This window comes from Flavobacterium quisquiliarum, assembly GCF_019308285.1.
GTDB lineage: Bacteria > Bacteroidota > Bacteroidia > Flavobacteriales > Flavobacteriaceae > Flavobacterium > Flavobacterium quisquiliarum.
Window position 1 is genome coordinate 119,538 of record NZ_WWEM01000039.1, and the last position, 20,981, is coordinate 140,518.

The window sequence follows — 20,981 nt, forward strand, 5'->3', positions numbered from 1 at the left end:
AGCTCCTTTTGAAAACGAGTGCCCTAGCCCTGATCGAAGCGACATCCTTTCTATTTTTTCTTTAAAAATAGAAAGATACAGCGAAGAGCAGGAAACAGCTTCAAAAATTAATTATTATCGTTTATATTTGCAATTCGATATAAAAAACACTGGTTTTATTTTGATGTAAAATCAGCAATCTATAAATCTAAAATTAAAATGAGACACACAAAGGTTAAAGACTTATTAAACAGTACGACGACGCTACAGGAAGTGAATGCAAAAGGATGGGTGAGAACTTTTAGAAATAATCAGTTCATCGCGCTTAATGACGGTTCTACAATTAATAATATTCAATGTGTTGTTGATTTTGAAAATACACCGGAAGAAACTTTAAAAAGAATCACAACTGGAGCTGCGGTTTCTGTAATTGGAACTTTGGTTGAAAGTAAAGGTGCGGGTCAGAAATATGAAATTCAGGTGAACAAACTTGAAATTCTTGGAGATTCTGATGCTGAGAAATTCCCAATGCAGCCTAAAAAACACTCTTTAGAATTTTTACGTGAAAATGCACACTTGCGTGTACGTACAAATGCTTTTGGTGCGATTATGCGTGTTCGTTCGGTTTTATCTTATGCAGTTCACAGTTATTTCCAGCAAAAAGGTTTCGTGTATGTAAACACACCAATTATCACTGGAGCTGACGCTGAAGGTGCTGGAGAAATGTTCCAGGTTACTTCTTTGCCATTGGATAATCTTCCAAAAAACGAAGAAGGAAACATTGATTTCAAAAAAGATTTCTTTGGAAAACATACGAACTTGACGGTTTCTGGACAATTAGAAGGTGAAACTTTTGCAATGGCTTTGGGTCAGATTTATACTTTTGGGCCAACGTTTAGAGCTGAAAACTCAAACACTTCTCGTCACTTGGCAGAATTCTGGATGATCGAGCCTGAAGTTGCTTTCAACGACCTTGACGACAACATGGATTTGGCTGAAGATTTTATTCAGTACGTAATTAAATATGCTTTAGATAATTGTCAGGATGATTTGAAATTCTTGGAAGGAAGACTTTTAGAAGAAGAAAAATCAAAACCACAAGCTGAAAGAAGCGAAATGGCTTTGTTAGAGAAATTGAACTTCGTATTGGAAAACAACTTCAAACGTGTTTCTTATACAGAAGCAATTGATATTTTAAGAGATTCAACTCCAAATAAAAAGAAGAAATTCCAATATTTAATCAACGAATGGGGAGCTGATTTACAGTCAGAACACGAACGTTTCTTGGTTGAAAAACACTTTAAATGTCCGGTAATTTTATACGATTACCCAGCAAACATCAAAGCGTTTTACATGCGTTTGAACGACAACACTGAACCAGGAAGAGAAACAGTTCGTGCGATGGATATCCTTTTCCCTGGAATCGGAGAAATCGTTGGTGGTTCTGAAAGAGAAGAACGTTACGATGTTTTGGTTGAGAAAATGGAAAAACTAGGAATTGATAAAGAAGAATTATACTGGTATTTAGATACGAGAAGATTTGGATCGGCAACTCACGCAGGTTTCGGTTTAGGATTTGAGCGTTTGGTATTGTTTGTTACAGGAATGACGAACATTAGAGACGTAATTCCTTTCCCGAGAACTCCGGGTAGCGCAGAGTTCTAGGAAGTTTTGCCACGAAGGCACAAAGACGCTAAGTTACTTTTAAACTGAACGAATTAAAGACTCAAAAAAAAATTAAAATAATACCACGAAGACGCAAATTCACAAGTATTATTTTATTATTTGATAAAGATTTAAAAACTTTCAAAAAAAACTTTGTGCCTTAGTGCCTTCGTGGCAAAACCAAAAAAATATATGCTCTCTGAAAGAACGGAAGAAATTGGAAAAATAATAGTAAACTCAGCATTTAAAGTTCATAAGCAACTTGGACCTGGATTATTAGAAAGAGTTTATGAAGTTTGTCTAGCTCATGAAATTGCTAAAGCTGGTCTTGATGTAAAACGCCAAGTTGATATTCCAATCGTGTATGACGGAATTGAATTTAGCGAAGGCTTAAGATTAGATTTACTGATTGAAGATTCTATCATTATAGAAATTAAAGCAGTTGAGCAAATGAATCCGGTTTGGTAAGCACAAATTATAAGTCAGTTAAAATTACTGGATAAAGATCTAGGATTTTTAATTAATTTCAATGTTCCATTGATAAAGAGCGGTATCAGAAGATTTATAAATACGAAAAAAGTATTTTGAAACTCTCAGTAAAATTAGAACGCAAACAAAAATTTGTGTCTTAACGCCCAGTGTTAAAATAAAAAACTTTGTGTCTTAGTGCCTTTGTAGCAAGAAACAAAAAAACAAATAAAACTTTGTGCCTTCGCGCCTTAGTGGCAAAAAATAGCGCCTTAACTATGCTCAAGCAATTTTTAAATTTAAAATTATCCCAAAAATTATCTCCACAGCAAATTCAGCTGATGAAGTTAATTCAATTGCCTACGCAAGCTTTTGAACAGCGTTTATTAGAAGAAATGAACGAAAATCCGGCTCTTGAAGCTGGAAAAGAAGACGAATACGAAGCCGATGAATTTGCCAATGAAGACTACGACGATTATGATGATGCAGAATCTGACAGAATCGAAGCAGACGACATCAACATTGACGAATATCTAAGCGACGACGATACGCCTGATTACAAAACTCAGGTGAACAATTATAGTGATGATGAAGAACGCGAAACGCCTTTTGCTGCTCCAATCAGTTTTCATCAGGATTTAATCAATCAGCTGAATACTTTTATTTTAAACGATGAAGAACGCGAAATCGCTGAATTCCTTGTTGGAAGTATTGATGATATGGGTTACATTCGAAGAAGCGTTCCAGATATAGTAGATGATATGGCTTTTACTCAGGGAATTTATACTGATGAAGCAATGGTCGAAAAAATGCTGACTGTAATTCATGAACTGGAACCTTCTGGAGTTGGAGCACGCGATTTACAGGAATGTCTATTGCTTCAATTAAAACATAAAACACCAACTGAATATGTTGATTTAGCCATTGACATTATCGAAAATCAGTTTGATGCTTTTACGAAAAAACACTACGATAAACTTTTACAGAAATACAGTGTTTCAAACGAACAGCTTAAAAAAGCAATTCACGAAATTGAAAGATTAAACCCAAAACCGGGCGGTTCTTTTGCTGGAAATAATAAAGTTACTGAAAATGTAGTTCCAGATTTTGCCATCAGAATCGTGGACGGTGAATTGGAACTGACTTTAAACGGAAGAAATGCTCCTTCTCTGCACGTTTCTAAAGATTATCAGGAAATGATGCAAACGTATAAAGAATCCAAAGATAAATCGACTGCACAGAAAGATGCCGTTCAGTTTATCAAACAGAAATTAGATTCAGCCAAATGGTTTATTGATGCCATCAGACAGCGTCAAGAAACACTTTTTGTGACCATGAATGCGATTATGCATTATCAGGAAGAATATTTCTTAGACGGTGACGAAACCAAGCTAAAACCAATGATCTTAAAAGATATTGCGGATATGGTTGGTTTGGATATTTCGACGATTTCGCGTGTAGCGAATAGCAAATATGTAGAAACTCCATACGGAACTAAACTGATCAAGGAATTCTTTTCTGAAGCAATGAAAAATGATCAAGGAGAAGATGTTTCAACTCTTGAAATTAAAAAGATTCTTCAGAACACTATTGAAGAAGAAGACAAAAGAAAACCGCTTCCGGATGATCAATTGGCTGAAATTTTAAAAGAAAAAGGCTATCCAATCGCGAGAAGAACAATCGCAAAATATCGTGAACAATTGGATATTCCAGTAGCGAGAATGAGAAAGAAGATTTAAGATTATATTTCTAGATATACCAAACCTAACAGGTTTTAAAAACCTGTTAGGTTTTTTTATACCCTACAAAATTATCCTCATAAAACAAGAAACCCGACAGGTTTCTGAAACCTGTCGGGTTTAACAACGTCTTTAAAACGTTAAATTATTTATACTGATCTGGCAATATTTTGATAGCAAACAAAAACACTTTCTTTTTATCGCTATAACTATAATTCAGTGTGTAATCGTTATCCCTAAAAACCTGAAGCCCAGGATTTGATTTTGCAGTACTTAAAAGACTCTTTTCAATTTCTTCCTTAATTACATCCGTTTCTGCAGTTTCTTGTACTACATTCATCAAAGTCAAATTGTATTGAACCGTTCTTTCTTCAGTTAAGCTGACACTATCTAAACGAATGCCTTCCTGAATAGTCAGCGGACAGTTTTTATTATACTTTGTGACTAATTCCGTTATTTCAGTATTTGTTTCTTCTGCTTCTTCAGTAAGGAAAAATTGAAAATAAACCGCCACAACAAGTGCAATTCCAATAACAACTAACAATAAAATATTCGACTTTCTCATATTTTGTTTTCTTAATAAGATTAAAATTCAGAAGTTATTTTTCTTGATTTTTTTTCATTGCTTTAAAATACGCTGCACGGCTAAGCGGTTCGTATTCTTCCGTTTCTCCAAGCATCACCAGTTTATCATTATCTGTTTTTCTAAAACTGTAATTAGCTAAATTTCCGGTTCTGGTACAAACCGCATGCACTTTGGTTACATATTCTGCAGTAGCCATGAGTCCAGGCATTGGTCCAAAAGGATTTCCTTTAAAATCCATATCCAAACCAGCAACGATTACACGAATTCCCTGATTGGCTAAATCATTACATACTGTAATAATTTCATCATCAAAAAACTGTGCTTCATCAATTCCGATCACATCACAGCCTTGTGCCAAAATTAAAATATTAGCAGCTGCTGGAACTGGTGTAGAACGAATCTCATTAGAATCATGAGACACTACCATTTCATCATGATAACGGGTATCGATAGCGGGTTTGAAGATTTCAACTCTTTGTTTGGCAAATTGCGCACGCTTTAATCTGCGGATTAACTCTTCGGTTTTACCCGAAAACATTGATCCACAAATAACTTCAATCCACCCAAATTGTTCTTTGTGATTTACTGTATTTTCGAGAAACATTTTGTATTTTTCTGCCTTTAAAAATGAATAGTTTTTATTACTTTGTACTGGTAATAAATCGACGTAAAAATGTGCTGTTTTACATTTTTTCAAAAGTAGAAAAATTTTATCAAATCGGAGATCGGCAAACGCTTATTAACAGAAATAAAAAATATCTTTAAAAGATCTCCAGATTTATTTAAGAATAAAGACTTTCAGACATTAATTACACTAAAATACCGTATTCACTATAATTTCAACAGTTATGAAAAAAAAATTGGAAGCCGATTTAATCAGCATTGCACATCGAATTTTAAAGCTTAAAAATAAATCCGATATCAATCAATTGTATCTTGAAACTCAGAAATTATATGAAAAATTAGCGGTATTAAAATTTGTAGAAGAAAATTTCGACGCTGCAAAACCAACCATTGGGCAAGCTGATATTACTAACGAATTGGAAACTCTTTTCAATAAAGAAGAAGAAATAGTTCCAACCGTAATTGAACTTGAGGCAGAAATCAAAGAAGAAACTCCAGTTGTAGAAGAAACAATTCTACTTGAAGAAAATGATTCACCTGAAATTATTGAAGAAGAAACAGCTGAAGTTATTGAAACTCCTGAGCCAGTAATAGAAGAAACTCCTGAGCCAATCGCGGCAGAAATTATCGAACCTGAACCTGAAGCTAAAAAAGAAATAGAGAAGGTAGAAGAATCTAAAAATACTGTTGAAGAACTTTCGTTTACAACTGTAAGTGATTTAAAACCAATTCCAGATTTTAAACCTGCATTTGAATTAGATACACAAGAAATCAAAGAAGACGTTAAAGAGGAAATTAAGGAAAATTCTAAAACTGACAATTCTGCTAAACCGACTATTTTATTCGAAGATTTTGGAATTAATTATGCTGATGCACAGTTTGTAAAAGTGGACAGTTTTGAAGCCGTGCCTCCTACTTCGACGCCATCAATTAACGATTTCAAAGAACCTAAAAAAGCAGAAACCGCTATTCTTGAAACTACATCTCAACCAAAAGCAGTTAGCCTAAACGAAAAATTATCCCGAGGATTCCACATTGATCTAAATGATAGAATTGCCTTTACCAAAAATCTTTTCGGAAACAGTACAGAAGATTACAGTCGTGTTTTAAACCAACTAATGACTTTTGATTCTTACAGCGAGGCAAAAGAATTTATTGAAAACATGGTAAAACCTGATTACAATAATTGGGATGGAAAAGAAGATTATGCTGAACGTTTTATGGGAATTATAGAAAAGAAATTCGCATAAACATTTCACTTTTTACAGCTCAAATTTTACGAATAAACAACTATGTCAAAATTATATATCGTTCCAACGCCAATTGGCAATCTTGAAGACATGACTTTCAGAGCCATTCGGGTTTTGAAAGAAGTCGATTTGATTTTGGCCGAAGATACCCGCACAAGCGGCAAACTATTGAAGCATTTTGAAATTGGCACGCACATGCACAGCCATCATATGCACAACGAGCACAAAACCATCGAAAACTTAATTGCCCGTTTAAAAGCTGGCGAAACCATTGCTTTGATTTCAGATGCTGGAACTCCGGCAATTTCTGATCCTGGATTTTTATTGACAAGAGCCTGTGTTGAAAATAAAATCGAAGTAGAATGTCTTCCAGGCGCAACGGCTTTTGTCCCAGCTTTGGTAAATAGCGGACTCCCAAATGACAAATTTGTTTTTGAAGGTTTCCTGCCTGATAAAAAAGGACGTCAGACTCGTTTTTTGGCTTTAGCCGAAGAAACCCGAACGATGATTTTATACGTTTCACCACACAAACTCGTTAAAACTTTGGCTGAATTCATTCAGTATTTTGGAGAAGACAGACAAGTTTGCGTTTCTCGAGAATTATCAAAATTACACGAAGAGAATGTGCGCGGAACTGCAAAAGAAGTTCTGGCGCATTTTGAAAAAACCGCCCCGCGTGGCGAAATCGTCGTTGTCGTTGCTGGAAAAACCATAACAAAAGAGCCTAAGAAAAGTAAATTTTCTAAGGATGAAGAAGAATAAATAATTATTTCAGCCACAGATTGAAAGGATTAACACAGGTTAATTATAAAGTTTCGCACAAAATTAATTCGTGAATTCGTGGCAAAAAAAAAATCAAACTATAATCATGAGCATTCAAGCCTTTTTAGAAAAAGTAAAACAAACTCCAACACAAATCACATTTCCAGAAACTATTGCCGTAATCGAAGAAAATTACAATTTTACACCAACCGCTTTTCAAAATGGAACACAGCACAATGCTGCTGGAGAAAATTCAGGTTCTTGTAAATTATTTTCTTTTGCAAAACTGCAAAATTTAAGCAAAGACGAAACTTTAGCTTGTTTTGGAGCATTTTATTTTGAAGAAGTTTTAGGAGATCCAAACGGAACAAATCACCAAAATATTAGAAATTTCATCAACTTAGGCTGGGACGGAATTCAATTTGAAGGAAATGCTCTAGAAGCGAAGTAACAAATGTCAGGCTGAGCGGAGTCGCAGCCCTTACAAAACAAAATATTTTTGCCACAGATTTTACAGATTAAAAGGATTAAAAAAATCTGCCGTATCTGCAAAATCTGCGTGAAAAAATTAAACACATAGAAACATAGATTTTTATTTATGAATAAAAGAATTTAGAAAGAAAACTAGTTTCTAACACATAGTCAAAGTTATGTGAATTTATGCAAGTGAAACGCCTTTTTCAAGTTTCCAATAAGCTATGTTTCTATGTGTTTAAAAAAAAATTACCTATCAAGATTAAACGATTTCATAAATCTGAAATCTAAGATCTAAAATCTACAATTAAAAAATGCGTTGGACATTAAAACCAAAACCTTCTGAAGACAAAATCAAACATTTGGCCCAAGCTTTAAATGTTGAAGATTTTGTAGCAACGCTTTTGATTCAGCGCGGCATTGAAACTTTTGAAGATGCTAAGAATTTCTTTCGCCCTTCTTTAGAACATCTGCATGATCCGTATTTGATGAAAGATATGGACAAAGCCGTTGCGAGAATCGAAAAAGCGATTGAAAATCAGGAAAACATCTTGGTTTTTGGCGATTATGATGTGGACGGAACAACAGCGGTTTCTTTGGTTTCTTCGTATTTAAAATCACATTATCCACATATTGCTACTTATATTCCGGATCGTTACGATGAAGGCTACGGAATCTCCTATAAAGGAATTGATTACGCTGACGACAACGGAATTTCCTTAATTATTGCTCTCGACTGCGGAATCAAATCGATTGATCATATTGCTTACGCGAAAGCGAAAAACATCGATTTTATTGTTTGCGATCACCACAGACCTGGAGATTTTCTACCAGATGCAGTTGCTGTTTTAGATCCAAAAAGAGAGGATTGTAATTATCCTTATGATGAATTATGCGGTTGTGGTGTTGGGTTTAAACTGATTCAAGCTTTAGGGCAAAATCGGAATCAAACTATAGAAGATCTGGTTCCATATTTAGACTTGGTTGCCACAGCAATTGCAGCCGATATTGTTCCGATAACTGGAGAGAATCGAGTTTTGGCTTATTTCGGATTGAAGGTAATCAATAGTGAACCAAGACCTGGAATTAAAGCTTTGGTACATCAGGTAAAAAAGAAAGTTTTAGACATTACTGATGTTGTTTTTATTATTTCGCCACGAATTAATGCCGCAGGAAGAATCAAACACGGAAATCATGCTGTTGAATTGTTAACCGAATTTGATTTTGAGCAAGCACAGCAATTCGCCTCAGAAATCGAACAATACAACGCCGACCGAAAAGATTTAGACAAAAAAATTACCAAAGAAGCATTTCAGCAGATTTTACAGAACAATGAAGAAGAACGATTTTCGACTGTCGTTTTTCAGGAAGACTGGCACAAAGGCGTTATCGGAATTGTCGCTTCAAGATTAATTGAAACCTATTATCGTCCGACTTTGGTTTTTACTAAAAGCGGCGACAAATACGCGGCTTCTGCCCGATCTGTAAAAGGCTTTGATGTTTACAATGCGCTCGATGCATGTTCAGAACATTTAGAGCAATTTGGAGGTCACATGTATGCTGCAGGAATGACTTTAAAAGCGGAAAATTATCAGCTTTTTAAAGAAGCTTTTGAGAAATGCGTGCAAGAAACCATTCAACCCGAAATGCGAACTCCGGAAATCGAAATTGATGCCGAAATAAACTTCTCTGATATAACCCCAAAATTGATTCGGATTTTAAAACAATTTGAACCTTTTGGACCACAAAATATGACACCTGTTTTTATGACTACAGATGTGAAAGATACTGGTTATGCCAAAACTCTAGGTGCAGAAGAAGAGCATTTAAGGCTTTTCGCGAAACAGTACAACTCAGACGGAATCGCTGCTATTGGATTTGGACTCGGAAAAAAACTAAACATAACACAAAATCAAAATCTGTTTCAATTGGCTTACACCATTGCCGAAAATGAATGGAATGGAACTGTTTCAACACAGCTTATGCTGAAAGATATTCGAACAAATGGAAGAAATTAAATCCAACAAACCTGATCCTTATCAGGCATTGCGTTATAGAGAATTCAATGTGTTTTTATTATTGCGTTTTGCGATGGTTTTTGCCTGGTCGATGCAGTTTATTGTAATTGAATGGGAAGTCTACAGTTTAACCAAGAATCCGCTTTCTTTAGGAATTATTGGTTTAATGGAGATTATTCCCGCCGTTTCAATGTCTTTGTTTGCAGGACACATAGTTGATCAAAGAGAAAAGAAAAGTTTGCTGGTAAAATGTATTTTAGGATTTTCTGTAATCAGTTTTGGGCTTTTCTTACTCACTTGGCCAAAAGTAATTGGAGGTTGGTCTACGCATCTTATTTTGTATTCGATTTATGCTTTAGTATTTTTTGGTGGAATCGTACGTTCTTTTATGGGACCAACTATTTTTTCTCTTCTATCATTAATCATTCCTAAAAAAGTATATCCAAATGCTGCAACTTGGAGCAGCTCGGTTTGGCAGATTGGAGCTGTAATGGGACCAGCATTGGCGGGATTCTCTATTAATTGGATTGGAGTTCACTGGTCAATGTGTTTGGTCTTCGGATTCTCAATTCTTTCTTTAATTGCTTTATCGCAAATCAGTCAAAAACCAATCATAAATCCAAAAATGGGAGAATCTATAAAAGACAGCCTTATGGAAGGTTTAACTTTTGTATTTAAAAACAAAATTGTTCTTGGAGCATTATCACTTGATATGATTGCAGTACTATTTGGCGGTGCCGTTGCATTATTGCCCGTTTTTGCGCAAGACATCTTGAAAGTGGGTTCAGAAGGTTTCGGAATCCTAAGAGCCGCTCCTGCTGTAGGTGCTTTTATCACGATGCTTGTTTCTGCTTATGTGCCTTTGTATGAAAATGCAGGAAAGAAACTTTTAATTGCCATTTTTGTTTTCGGATTATCAATCATCTTATTTGGACTTTCTACTTATTTTTGGCTTTCTGTTTTCGCTTTATTTTTAAGCGGATTGGCTGACGGAATTTCGGTAGTAATCCGTCAAACGATTTTACAGCTTAAAACTCCCGATCATATGCGTGGACGTGTAGGTGCTGTAAATTCGATTTTTGTTGGTTCTTCAAATGAATTAGGTGCTTTTGAAAGCGGTGCAACTGCAAAATTGATGGGAGCCGTAACTTCAGTTGTTTTTGGAGGAAGTGTTACACTTTTAACCGTAATTGTAACAGCTTTAAAATCGCCAACATTTAGAAATTTAGATTTGAAAAGAGATATGGATGATCATAGTAAATTGGATTAAATGAGATCATTCTTTCTTTATTTATTTTTGATCATATCTCTATTCGTACAAGGGCAAAATCTTTACATCAAAACTTACGGGAACGAGAAAAACAAACCTGTAATTTTCATTCACGGAGGCCCAAGTGGGAATGCTACTTTGTTCGAAGGAACAACTGCTCAAAATCTAGCCAATCAAGGTTTTTATGTTATTGCTTACGATCGTCGTGGCGAAGGAAGATCTACAGATTCTAATGCAACTTTTACTTATGAAGAAGCTATTCAGGATTTAAATTCTATCTACTCAAAGTATCATTTGAAAAAGGCGGTTTTACTAAGTCATAGTTTTGGCGGTTTAGTGGCGACACTTTATGCTAATAAATATCCGCAGAAAATCAGCGCTTTAATTTTGGCAGGAGCTTTATTTTCGCAACAGGAAACTTACAATCATATTTTAAGTTCTATTAAAAAAATACATGACGGCGATTCTAAAACACTTAATAAAATAGCTTACATAGAAAAACTTGATAAAAATTCTGCAGGATATCGAAAACATTGTTTTGATTTAGCAAGTGATGAAAATTACTTTAAAATGCCAAATCCTACTAAAGCATCCAAAAAGTTGTATGCTAATTATGAAGCCAGTGAATTTTATAAAACGAATATCCGAAACAAAAATGCGCCTTTGCTTTTTTATCAAAACGAAAAACAAAATAATATCGACAGCCGACCTTTATTAAAGAAAATCAAAGCTGAAGGAGTTCCCATTTTGGCTATTTATGGAAAAGATGACGGCATTTTTTCATCGGCACAAATTCAATCTATAAAAGATATTGCTGGTGTAAATCATTTTGCTTTTCTGGACAATTGTTCTCATTATCTTTTTGTAGATCAACAGAAAGAATTTCTTTCTAATATAAAGAAATGGCTTAAATAACTTTTTTTGAACCATATAAGTGATATAAGTTCATTTAATATTGAAATTTATCAGATCAGCCTTCAGCTAAAAACTGAAGGCTTTTTTTATTATTCAATACTTCTCAAAATAAAATCTCTTTAATATGAACTTATATCACTTATATGGTTCATTTTTTTTTATTTTTTATGATTTTTTTATTTAGAATTAATTTAAATAATATTTATATTTGTTGAAATAAAAGGATTTACGATGAGAGAAATTGAACAGATATATCATAATAACTTTGGAATAGCTTTTTACTGGAAAGACCGAAACACTACTATTTCGGACAAAGTGCAATTGGTTTTTAAAGAAACCGGCTTTTATTTTACATTGGCTGAATTAAATCTTTTTTGCGATTTAATAGAAGATAGTATGATTGAAAATGCTTGCTGCGAAGCTTGCGAAATGAAATATTCCTGCCATAAATTCTTATTGAAAACACCTTGTAATTCGATTGATCTGGCTGTAAATATGACCGAATTAAAATCTATTAAAGATTTAGTTGAAGGTTCTTTATTCAAAATCGAATTAGATGAATATATCTACGGAGTTGGAATGAATTAAGAAGCATTCTAAATATTTTAACAACATTTTTTCATTATTGAAATATATTTTGATTCAAATCAAAAAAAAGTATATTTACAGCAATGAAAAAAGCTGTATTTCTATTCTCCACTATTTTCTTGGCAATTTTCTTTGTCAACTGTTCCAATAAATCAGAAGAATACATAGATCCTCGCGGCACCGATTATGCGGGTTCGGAAAGTTGTGTGCAATGTCATAAAGTACAATCTGAAATGGCGCTTCACAGTTCCCATTTTAAAGCTACTGCTCCTGCAATTTTAGGAAATGTTTCAGGCGATTTCGATTCTAAAAATCATACTTTCATTTATGATAAAGACACCAAATTGGTCATGCAAAAACGGGGCGACAGTTTGTATCAAGTTTTATACAAAAACGGAAAAGAACTTTCCAAATATAAATTCGAAATTGTTTTTGGAACTAAACATGCACAAACCTCTGTTTACTGGAAAAATAATAACACTTACGAATTACCAGTTTCCTTTTATCATTCAATAAACAATTGGGCCACAAGTCCAGGTTTCCCTGCTGATAAACCTTATTTTGACCGAATGGTGGTTAAAGATTGTTATGCCTGTCATAGTTCTAATATTAGTTCGCGCACGATTAACCAAAGTTCTGCAGACAAAAATTTCATGTCAATGGACGTTGAAGATGCCATCAATAAAAAAACAATTGTGTACGGAATTGACTGTGAGCGCTGCCATGGCCCAGCCAAAAAACATGTTGATTTTCATTTGAAAAACCCTAACATTAAAATCGCCAATAGCATTACAAGTTTTAAATCATTGAGCAGACAACAGAGACTTGATGCCTGTGCTTTATGCCACGCAGGAAATGATGGAATGAAATTAAAATCCCGTTTTGACTTTAAACCAGGAGATAATTTATCCGAATACTTTCGTGAAACCCGAAGTATAAATGACACTGCTACTTTTGATGTTCACGGAAACCAATTTAGGTTAATGGCACAAAGTAAATGTTTTATGAACAGCAATAAAATGGATTGTATTACGTGTCATAATCCGCATGAAAATGCATCTAAAAACATGGCGTCTTATTCTAAAATCTGTATGAGCTGTCATCAGGGATTAGAACACAATGAAACAACGCTTAAAACAATGCCTGAGAAATTATTGGCAGATAATTGCATAGAATGCCACATGCCCAAAAAAGCTTCGAACGCGATTAATTTCCAGCTTTCAAACAGCAAACAATTATCCAGTTATATTTTGAGAACGCACAAGATCGGAATTTATCCTAGTGCTAAAAAGTAATTATTTCTTGTACTCTAAAAGTTCAAATTTTTCTCCATCGAAAACACCATATGTTAAGTAACCAATCCAGTCCCCAAGATTTACATATTCTGAATTTTCGCCAACAGAACGAATCATTGGCAAATGACGATGTCCAAAAATAAAGTAATTGTAATGTTTGGTTTCTAACTTTCGTTTGGCATATAGAATCAGCCATTCTTTATCTTCACCTAAAAATTTAATGTCTTCGTCACCAGAAATCAATTTGTTTTTAACAGATAGATATTGTGCTAAACCAACACCTAAATCTGGATGAAGCCAACGGAAAAGCCATTTTGAAAACGGATTCGTAAATACCTTTTTCATTCTTTTATAGCCTTTATCACCAGGGCCTTTTCCGTCGCCGTGTCCAATCAGGAAGGTTTTTCCGTTAAAAGTAAATTCTTTGTTATCGTGATAAACGGGAATATTCAATTCTTTTTCAAAATAGTCGTTCATCCATAAATCATGATTTCCTACGAAAAAATAAATCGGGATTCCACTGTCGCGAATTTCAGCCAGTTTCCCCAAAACACGCACAAAACCTTTTGGAACGACTGTTTTATATTCAAACCAAAAATCAAACAAATCTCCTAACAAAAAAATGGCTTCTGCATCTTCTTTAACCTCATCTAACCAGGCAACAAATTTCTTTTCGCGCGGTAAACTCAATTCCTGAGTCGGCGCACCAAAATGCTGATCTGAAGCAAAATATATTTTTTTCATTGATGAAAGTTGGGAGTTATGAGTTAAGGGTTATGTGTTAGGTTTAGAGGTTATATAATATCAATTTCGACTTTGCCGTCTAACTTTTAACATTTAACCTCTAACTTTTTTACAAATTATCACTTGCATACCATTCTGCAAACGAAGATTCTGTTTCCTGAAGTTTTAATGAGAAAAGGGCAATTCCGGCAGGAAGTCTATTTTTAATTCGTTCTGCAAAATCAACCACCATATTTTCACTTGTTGGCTGGTAATCAACCAAAATCACATGGTGCCCACGGTTTTTTAATTCATTAGCCAATTCGATATGCGGAGTCGTTTGGTTAAAAACAGTTGCATGATCAAATTGATCGACGATTTCTTCTTTTACAATTTTCTTTAGATCCGAAAAATCAATTACCATTCCGAACTTTACATTCGATCGATCCGTAATTGGTGAGCCAATAACCGTTACCGATAATTTATAACTATGTCCGTGAACGTTCTTACATTTTCCGTCGTAACCGTACAAAGCGTGACCGGTTTCGAAACTAAACTGTTTTGTAATTCTGATATTACTCATCGATTTTTAATTTTAAGCTTGCAAATTTACAAATTAATTGCCGTTTTTGTCTCTTTTTTTAGCCCTAAGATACATCCACAAAGCAAGTCCGCCCAAAACAAGAAACGGAATGAAAGATCCAATGACAACGCCTATTTGATAACCACTGTCTGGAGCCTCTTTAATTTTCTCTGCAATGTCAACTTTTTGGAATAAGGAAATAAGTTTCATTTTAAATTATATTTATTTTTTATAGCCACAGATTAAAAGAATTAATTGGATTATTCTATCTAACTCTTCTTCTAAGTCTAACCAGTTCATAGAAACTTTACCGCTATATTTAAACACATAGAAACATAGCTAATTGGAAATTAAAAAAAGGCGTTTCACTTTCATAAATTCACATAGCTATTCTATGTGTGAGAAACTAGTTTCTTTCTAATTTCTTTTATTCACAAACTAAATCTATGTTTCTATGTGTTTATTTTTTTTTAGTTAGCAACTCCTTGTCAAAATTATATAGTTATTTCCCCAAAATAAATGACTTATATCATAGCTATTTTTTAAACTGCAGTAAAGCATTTCTGCTAAAATCAGATAAAACCAATTTGCCTGTAATTGCAGCGCGTTCAAACAAAAGTGATTCCCATTTTTCTGTTCCTTCCCAAATAATCTTTTTCATTTCAAATAAAGCTTCGGGATTATAAGAACTTAATTTTTGGGCAAAATTTTCGACATCCTGATCCAAATTCGCAGAATCACTTAAAGCTGAATAAAGTCCTTTTTCAAAAGCCCATTCAGCAGATTTCCATTCATGTGGTGCCAAAGTCATTTGAGTCATCGCCGTTTTTCCTATTTTACGAGAAACAGCAGGTTCAATAACAAATGGGCCAATTCCGATTGCCAGTTCAGACAATTTTATAGCACTTTCAGGAGTTCCAAAAACATAATCACAAGCCGAAATAATTCCGACTCCACCACCAACAGCTTTTCCCTGAACACGACCAATAATTAATTTATTGCAATTGCGCATGGCATTTAACAAATGAGCAAAGCCTGAGAAAAACTCTGTGCCTTGTTCCTCATTTTCAACCTGCAAAAGTTCATCAAAAGAAGCTCCGGAACAAAATGCTCTGTTTCCTTCACTTTTTAAAATAATAACAGAAACATTTTCATCTCTACTCAGCGAATTAATTTCAGTCGTAAGTTGGTTTAACAAAGCTCTCGGAAAAGAATTGCTGGCAGGATGTCCAAATTGTACCGTTGCAATTGTATTTTGAAAAGAAGTTTCTAAACTTCCATTTAGATTTTCTGAACTCATAAAAATAGATTTAAACGTAAAGTTACGCTTTTGAAAAATATTTTATCTGATTGATTTCTAAATTTGTTTTTTGAGAATTATTTGACTTTATTTGTTGACGCTTTGGGGGATTAGCTCATTTGGCTAGAGCGCTACGCTGGCAGCGTAGAGGCGACCGGTTCGAATCCGGTATTCTCCACAAAATCAAAACCCTTGTAAATTCTGTTTACAAGGGTTTATTTTTTTCTAAGGTTTTGCAATCTTGTCATTTCGGAACGAGAAATCACATTCGTGAATCGAAAAAGATTGACGATATACTTTGTAGAATTTCTAATTTCATTTCTCGTTTGAAATCACAAATCTATCTTTATTTCTCATTAGCTGAATCCTCAGCATCGACATCAACTTTTTCAGCTTTTTTGAAATCATTATTTAGTAAATTTTCCAATTTCTTTTTCTCTTTTAGATTTTTTCTGATGGTCAATACAACTAAAACAACAATCAGTAAAATCACTACTCCTATTACAACCCAATTAATTTCCATAATTTAAATTTTAATTAAAAGTAAAAATTTAAACTACTCACCATATTATCAAAAGGTTAAGAATAAAATTCTTGAATACTTATTTACAATTATTCAATTTGAAAGATATTTCTTTAAAAAGGTTTCTTATTTTTGTTTATAGCGTCAATCCTTTTTAAAAACGACAACACCGAATACTATAGCCAACGAAAATTCAAATACACTAAACACCAAAAAATGAAAAAAGAAATAGTAGACCGAATCCAGCAAATTGGCGGAAACATAGACAAAGTAAAAGGAAATTCATTACAGGAAGATTTACAGTCAATCGAATTCAGTCATCCTTTATATACCGACTATTATGAAGATGAACTATACGGAGCCGATGAATTTTATGCCGATAACCGTGAATTGTATCAGGAAAACAGAAAGGAATTTTATGACCAATTACTAAATCATTTTTTCTCTGATCACGAACTTCCGTACGGACAGGATTTTTACAGAAATTTTCTTTTTACCCCTTTTAAACAAGGCACAAAAGATTTTGAAGAGTTTGACGGATTAATAGATGAAGCTGAAGTTAGAGAAGTAGTTGAAGGTGGCGATTTAGATTTTATCTGTATTTGTTATTCCTATGGATATCCTGATCAGTTTTTTATCTGTCTAACAGATCCAAATCCCGAAAACCCGACAGTTTATTCTACCGATCATGAAGTCTTTTTCAGTGAAATTGAAAACGAAGGCACTCTCGAAGAATTTCTTAAGCGTTATTTGACCAAAGACGAGTTTTTAGAAATAGTCAAAAATTATATTGAGAATGAAAAAACAGATAAATAATTTTATTTGTAAAGGATTATGAATGAGAGAATTTCCAAAATAAAAAACGACGTACAAGACAGAGACTCTGAAGCATGGATTAAATTATGTCAATACATTGATAAAGTTTATGATGAAAACATCGAAGAATTTTCTCCCTTGGAGGCTTTAGGTTACGAATTGTATTCTCAAATATATACTTTACCTGAAAGCATTGCAAAGCTTAAAAAAGTAAAAAAAATATGGTTGTATGGTAGCAAATTAAAAAGAATTCCGCCGGAAATTGGAGAAATGGAATCTCTCGAATATTTTGACCCTTATACTTCATATGACTTGTTTTGGTTTCCTTATGAAATAATAAATTGTAAAAACCTAAAAAACAGCAGGGTGAGCACAAGAGTTTTATATGGGAACTACAAAAACAGAAAAGGATTTCCGTTACTTGACCATAACCCTGTACGATATAAAGGAAATTCATTAAAATGCAGTATCTGTAAGAAAGAAATCAGCTACAACGAAACAAACCAGTTATGGATAACGTTGCGAACTGGAACAGATAATCTACCATTACTTGCGAATTTATGCTCGAAAGAATGCGAAGAAAAACTTCCTGAATCTCCAAAAGGATATGTAGATCATGCCCATAAAGGAGGGAAAAATTTGAAACAGCCAACGTATGAAGAATGGGAAAAAGCTAATGTTGTTAAAATATCTTTGACAGAAATAGAGCAACAAAATAAAGAAGATGAATCGCCGAAATTATTAAAACTAATACGTAAAATATGGCAGTAACGGCTATTATCTTGAAAAATAAAATTATTCTGTTTTTCACGACATTACTACTAATGACATTATTGTTCTTCACAGCCTCTTTTATAGAAACTTACTGGGGAATGGAAAATCTGTCTGAAAGAATGTCCAACGGGGCTTCAAATGAGAAAATAGAGACTATGAATTTAGAAATTGCAAAAACAGATAAAGTTTTCAAAGGAAACATCAATTTAAAAACTCAGAAAGAGGTTGATGACTTTGGACAAAACAAATACACTTATATCAATGGAAATCTAATTATTGGCGATACTTTATCTTCAGATTTATCGAAGGAAATTCAAAATTTGAATGCACTTTCAAGTATCCAAAAAATCAACGGCGAATTATTGGTGCTCAAACTCAAAAATCTGGAGTCAGTAAAGGGATTAACAAACCTTGAACAGGTAAACGGACATTTTACTATTTCAGGATGTGAATTAAAAAAGATTAGCGGTTTTGATAAATTAACTACAGTGAACGGCGATATTACTTTTGGAAACAACAGTGGCAAATACACCGAAAATCCTTTAATAGAAATCTCCGGTTTTAATAATCTAGTTAAAGCAAAAAAAATATTTATCATAGGAAATTCGGGACTTCAAACACTGGATGGATTTAATCAGATTAAAGAAACTCAAACGGTTATGATTATGAACAGCGATATCAAAACATTAAATTGTTTTAAAAATCTGCAAACTGTACATGAAAATTTCAGCGTTGAGTACTCTGATTTACTAACCTCGATATCTTTAGAAAAACTGGAAACTGTAAATGGCTTTTTCGCTTTAAACGAAAACAAAACAATCAATGGAAATATTACGTTTCCAAATTTAAAAGTAATAAAACTGCTGTATTTTTTTCAGAACAAAAGCTTCGAAAATTATTGTCCGTTCAGTCGCCTTCTTAAAGAAAATAAAATTGAGAAAATAGAACTTCAAGGCAATAAATCAAATCCATCAAAAGAACAGATTATTACCAATTGTAAATAAATGGAACAATCACTATTAAATAAAACCATTCAATTTCTTAAAAGATCCCTTGCGATTCCTTTATTAATTTTTCTGACCACTTTCACAGAAATTTACTGGGCAATGGGAAGTCTGTCTGAAAGAGTATCCAGCGGAAATCCTGACAGTAGTTTTTTTGATGATGCTTATTTAATGTCTGTATTTACGACCATTATTCTAACGATTGTTTTTCTGTTACTCTATTTTATCAAAAACAAACCGATAAGAATCATAATTCAATTGCTATGTCTAATTTCAGTTTGGTTTTTCTGGAACTACACCATTTTTGTAGATAGAGAATCTTCCTGGAGCACTTATCTTTTTAACGAAGAATTGCATTATACGCTTTCACTTTCTTTTCTGGCTATTATGGTTTTATCTATTGTTGTAATTTTTTGTTTAAAATTTATTTCGAAAAAGTATGAGCTTAAATAAAAAAATAATACTGCGATTTTATCTTATTCTAAGCGCAATTTCCATATTGGACTGTGCCTTATATTATTTTAAAGCAATAAGTCTTCGGGGTTATTACAGTGATGCAATTTTGTTCTGGCTTTGGCTGTTTATGAGTTTTGTCATCATTATTGTTTTTTGGAAAAAGCTTTTAGCCAAACTTCTTTTAGTCGCTTTAGTAATAACATTTGCATTGAGTATTATTGCCATGATGCTTCCTTTTTATGCATTGGTAAACTCAACCACTTCATTAGGTTTATATATTAATAAAAATCTCAATGAAAATTACAGAGCTCAGATTGTAGGATATGGCCCAATGGTTTATCCATGGCTTGAAATCATTGAGAAAAAAGGATTTTTTGAAAAAAGAATTATTAAATGCACCGATTCAGAGCTTATGAATGATAATCTGGATATAAAGATCAGAACTGCAAAAGACATCATTTTTAAAAATGAAACCGATACTACCATTACGCTGACGCTATTTTATGGAGGCCCAAACAAAACAATTACATTTGATAAAAAAACAGGAAATGTTATCAAAATAAAAAACAATTGATTTATCGTTATGGACTAACATTTAATTGATAAAATGTCTTAAATCAATTAAACTTATTTCAACATATTGATGGCTTTTCTCAGCTCTTTTTCCTTATTTGTTTTTATAATTTTATCTATTTGATACTTACTAATTAGACAAAACTATGCGATACTTAAAATTTCTATTTCTCGGATTCTTTCTCATGCTTTCTTTTAATGGTAATTGTCAGGATAAAATTGTGCAACAGATTCTTGATCGTTTAAAAGCACAGCAAACCTGCTGGAATAATGGTGATCTTGAAGGTTATCTAGAATTTTATGCTCCTCTAGATTCTGTTCGAATGATTTACAGCGGCGGTGTAGTTTATGGAAAAAACAATATTGCCGATTTCTTTCAGAAATACTGGCCAAAAGAAAGAATGGGAAAACTAACCATGACCGATTTTGTTGTTGAACCTCTTTCAAAAAAAGATGCTTTTGTAAGCGCCAAATTTAGTGTCGAAGCTCCAAATGGAAAAAATAGTTCGGGACAATTTTCGGGGATAATGCGAAAAATAAATGGTCTTTGGTATTTGTATATTGATCATTCGGGATAAAAAGTTATAAGGAGGAAA

At 33.5% G+C, this 20,981-nt stretch carries 24 protein-coding genes and 1 tRNA gene; 18 read left to right on the forward strand and 7 right to left on the reverse strand.

What is annotated here, in order from left to right; all coding sequences use genetic code 11:
• The first annotated feature begins 198 nt into the window (after positions 1-198).
• From asnS to rpoN, 3 genes are all read left to right on the forward strand, one after another.
• Entirely contained in the window at positions 199-1,644 is a 1,446-nt protein-coding gene (gene asnS / locus GSY47_RS22355) for an asparagine--tRNA ligase (RefSeq protein ID WP_132988808.1), read from the forward strand.
• Between the two features lie 192 nt (positions 1,645-1,836).
• Complete coding sequence (locus GSY47_RS22360) at positions 1,837-2,112, forward strand: GxxExxY protein (RefSeq protein WP_246611378.1); 276 nt, start codon at positions 1,837-1,839, stop codon at positions 2,110-2,112.
• Positions 2,113-2,390: 278 nt separating this feature from the next.
• Positions 2,391-3,851 (forward strand): RNA polymerase factor sigma-54, encoded by a 1,461-nt coding sequence (gene rpoN / locus GSY47_RS22365; protein WP_179001854.1) that lies wholly within the window; start codon positions 2,391-2,393, stop codon positions 3,849-3,851.
• A gap of 145 nt (positions 3,852-3,996) precedes the next feature.
• On the opposite strand, the gene GSY47_RS22370 is transcribed toward rpoN, so the two are convergent.
• Both GSY47_RS22370 and GSY47_RS22375 read right to left on the reverse strand, forming a co-directional pair.
• Positions 3,997-4,416, reverse strand: coding sequence for a hypothetical protein (locus tag GSY47_RS22370; RefSeq protein ID WP_179001856.1), 420 nt, complete (start codon positions 4,414-4,416; stop codon positions 3,997-3,999).
• Between the two features lie 34 nt (positions 4,417-4,450).
• The gene (locus tag GSY47_RS22375) at positions 4,451-5,041 is read right to left on the reverse strand and encodes a thymidine kinase (RefSeq protein WP_091494672.1); all 591 of its coding nucleotides are present in this window, start codon (positions 5,039-5,041) and stop codon (positions 4,451-4,453) included.
• 244 nt (positions 5,042-5,285) lie between these two features.
• Between GSY47_RS22375 and GSY47_RS22380 the strand changes: the two genes are divergently transcribed.
• From GSY47_RS22380 to GSY47_RS22415, 8 genes are all read left to right on the forward strand, one after another.
• On the forward strand, positions 5,286-6,311 hold the full coding sequence (locus GSY47_RS22380) for a hypothetical protein (protein ID WP_179001858.1): 1,026 nt from the start codon (positions 5,286-5,288) through the stop codon (positions 6,309-6,311).
• Positions 6,312-6,353: 42 nt separating this feature from the next.
• Positions 6,354-7,073, forward strand: coding sequence for a 16S rRNA (cytidine(1402)-2'-O)-methyltransferase (rsmI, locus tag GSY47_RS22385; protein WP_179001860.1), 720 nt, complete (start codon positions 6,354-6,356; stop codon positions 7,071-7,073).
• Positions 7,074-7,179: 106 nt separating this feature from the next.
• The gene (locus GSY47_RS22390) at positions 7,180-7,524 is read left to right on the forward strand and encodes a HopJ type III effector protein (protein WP_135223461.1); all 345 of its coding nucleotides are present in this window, start codon (positions 7,180-7,182) and stop codon (positions 7,522-7,524) included.
• A 337-nt stretch (positions 7,525-7,861) separates the two neighbouring features.
• Positions 7,862-9,565 carry a single-stranded-DNA-specific exonuclease RecJ gene (gene recJ / locus GSY47_RS22395; protein WP_179001862.1) on the forward strand — a complete coding sequence of 568 codons (1,704 nt, stop codon included), beginning with the start codon at positions 7,862-7,864 and terminating at the stop codon, positions 9,563-9,565.
• The gene (locus GSY47_RS22400) at positions 9,552-10,835 is read left to right on the forward strand and encodes an MFS transporter (RefSeq protein ID WP_179001864.1); all 1,284 of its coding nucleotides are present in this window, start codon (positions 9,552-9,554) and stop codon (positions 10,833-10,835) included. Before recJ ends, GSY47_RS22400 begins: the two co-directional genes overlap by 14 nt.
• Complete coding sequence (locus GSY47_RS22405) at positions 10,836-11,750, forward strand: alpha/beta fold hydrolase (protein ID WP_179001865.1); 915 nt, start codon at positions 10,836-10,838, stop codon at positions 11,748-11,750.
• A 231-nt stretch (positions 11,751-11,981) separates the two neighbouring features.
• Complete coding sequence (locus GSY47_RS22410; RefSeq protein ID WP_179001866.1) at positions 11,982-12,338, forward strand: hypothetical protein; 357 nt, start codon at positions 11,982-11,984, stop codon at positions 12,336-12,338.
• A gap of 83 nt (positions 12,339-12,421) precedes the next feature.
• Positions 12,422-13,633, forward strand: a complete 1,212-nt coding sequence (locus tag GSY47_RS22415; protein WP_179001868.1) for a cytochrome c3 family protein — start codon at positions 12,422-12,424, stop codon at positions 13,631-13,633.
• Here the strand turns inward: GSY47_RS22415 and GSY47_RS22420 are convergent, their stop codons facing one another.
• From GSY47_RS22420 to GSY47_RS22435, 4 genes are all read right to left on the reverse strand, one after another.
• Positions 13,634-14,377 (reverse strand): UDP-2,3-diacylglucosamine diphosphatase, encoded by a 744-nt coding sequence (locus GSY47_RS22420; RefSeq protein ID WP_179001870.1) that lies wholly within the window; start codon positions 14,375-14,377, stop codon positions 13,634-13,636.
• A 109-nt stretch (positions 14,378-14,486) separates the two neighbouring features.
• Positions 14,487-14,939 carry a 6-pyruvoyl trahydropterin synthase family protein gene (locus GSY47_RS22425; RefSeq protein ID WP_179001872.1) on the reverse strand — a complete coding sequence of 151 codons (453 nt, stop codon included), beginning with the start codon at positions 14,937-14,939 and terminating at the stop codon, positions 14,487-14,489.
• Positions 14,940-14,972: 33 nt separating this feature from the next.
• The gene (locus GSY47_RS22430; protein ID WP_179001874.1) at positions 14,973-15,149 is read right to left on the reverse strand and encodes a hypothetical protein; all 177 of its coding nucleotides are present in this window, start codon (positions 15,147-15,149) and stop codon (positions 14,973-14,975) included.
• A 325-nt stretch (positions 15,150-15,474) separates the two neighbouring features.
• Positions 15,475-16,239, reverse strand: coding sequence for an enoyl-CoA hydratase/isomerase family protein (locus GSY47_RS22435; RefSeq protein WP_219071539.1), 765 nt, complete (start codon positions 16,237-16,239; stop codon positions 15,475-15,477).
• Between the two features lie 104 nt (positions 16,240-16,343).
• Between GSY47_RS22435 and GSY47_RS22440 the strand changes: the two genes are divergently transcribed.
• Positions 16,344-16,417 (forward strand) — tRNA-Ala (locus GSY47_RS22440).
• A 168-nt stretch (positions 16,418-16,585) separates the two neighbouring features.
• Here GSY47_RS22440 and GSY47_RS22445 read toward each other — a convergent pair.
• Positions 16,586-16,762: a hypothetical protein gene (locus GSY47_RS22445; protein ID WP_179001878.1), complete on the reverse strand. Its 177-nt coding sequence runs from the start codon at positions 16,760-16,762 to the stop codon at positions 16,586-16,588.
• A 216-nt stretch (positions 16,763-16,978) separates the two neighbouring features.
• Here GSY47_RS22445 and GSY47_RS22450 point away from each other — a divergent pair, with 216 nt between their 5' ends.
• The 6 genes from GSY47_RS22450 (at position 16,979) to GSY47_RS22475 (ending at position 20,963) form a co-directional block, all read left to right on the forward strand.
• Complete coding sequence (locus tag GSY47_RS22450) at positions 16,979-17,578, forward strand: hypothetical protein (protein WP_179001880.1); 600 nt, start codon at positions 16,979-16,981, stop codon at positions 17,576-17,578.
• An 18-nt stretch (positions 17,579-17,596) separates the two neighbouring features.
• On the forward strand, positions 17,597-18,349 hold the full coding sequence (locus tag GSY47_RS22455) for a leucine-rich repeat domain-containing protein (RefSeq protein WP_179001882.1): 753 nt from the start codon (positions 17,597-17,599) through the stop codon (positions 18,347-18,349).
• On the forward strand, positions 18,340-19,356 hold the full coding sequence (locus GSY47_RS22460) for a hypothetical protein (RefSeq protein ID WP_179001884.1): 1,017 nt from the start codon (positions 18,340-18,342) through the stop codon (positions 19,354-19,356). Before GSY47_RS22455 ends, GSY47_RS22460 begins: the two co-directional genes overlap by 10 nt.
• The gene (locus GSY47_RS22465) at positions 19,357-19,809 is read left to right on the forward strand and encodes a hypothetical protein (RefSeq protein ID WP_179001886.1); all 453 of its coding nucleotides are present in this window, start codon (positions 19,357-19,359) and stop codon (positions 19,807-19,809) included.
• The gene (locus GSY47_RS22470) at positions 19,796-20,386 is read left to right on the forward strand and encodes a hypothetical protein (RefSeq protein ID WP_179001888.1); all 591 of its coding nucleotides are present in this window, start codon (positions 19,796-19,798) and stop codon (positions 20,384-20,386) included. Before GSY47_RS22465 ends, GSY47_RS22470 begins: the two co-directional genes overlap by 14 nt.
• 145 nt (positions 20,387-20,531) lie before the next feature.
• Positions 20,532-20,963 (forward strand): YybH family protein, encoded by a 432-nt coding sequence (locus GSY47_RS22475; protein WP_179001890.1) that lies wholly within the window; start codon positions 20,532-20,534, stop codon positions 20,961-20,963.
• The last annotated feature ends 18 nt before the right edge of the window (positions 20,964-20,981 follow it).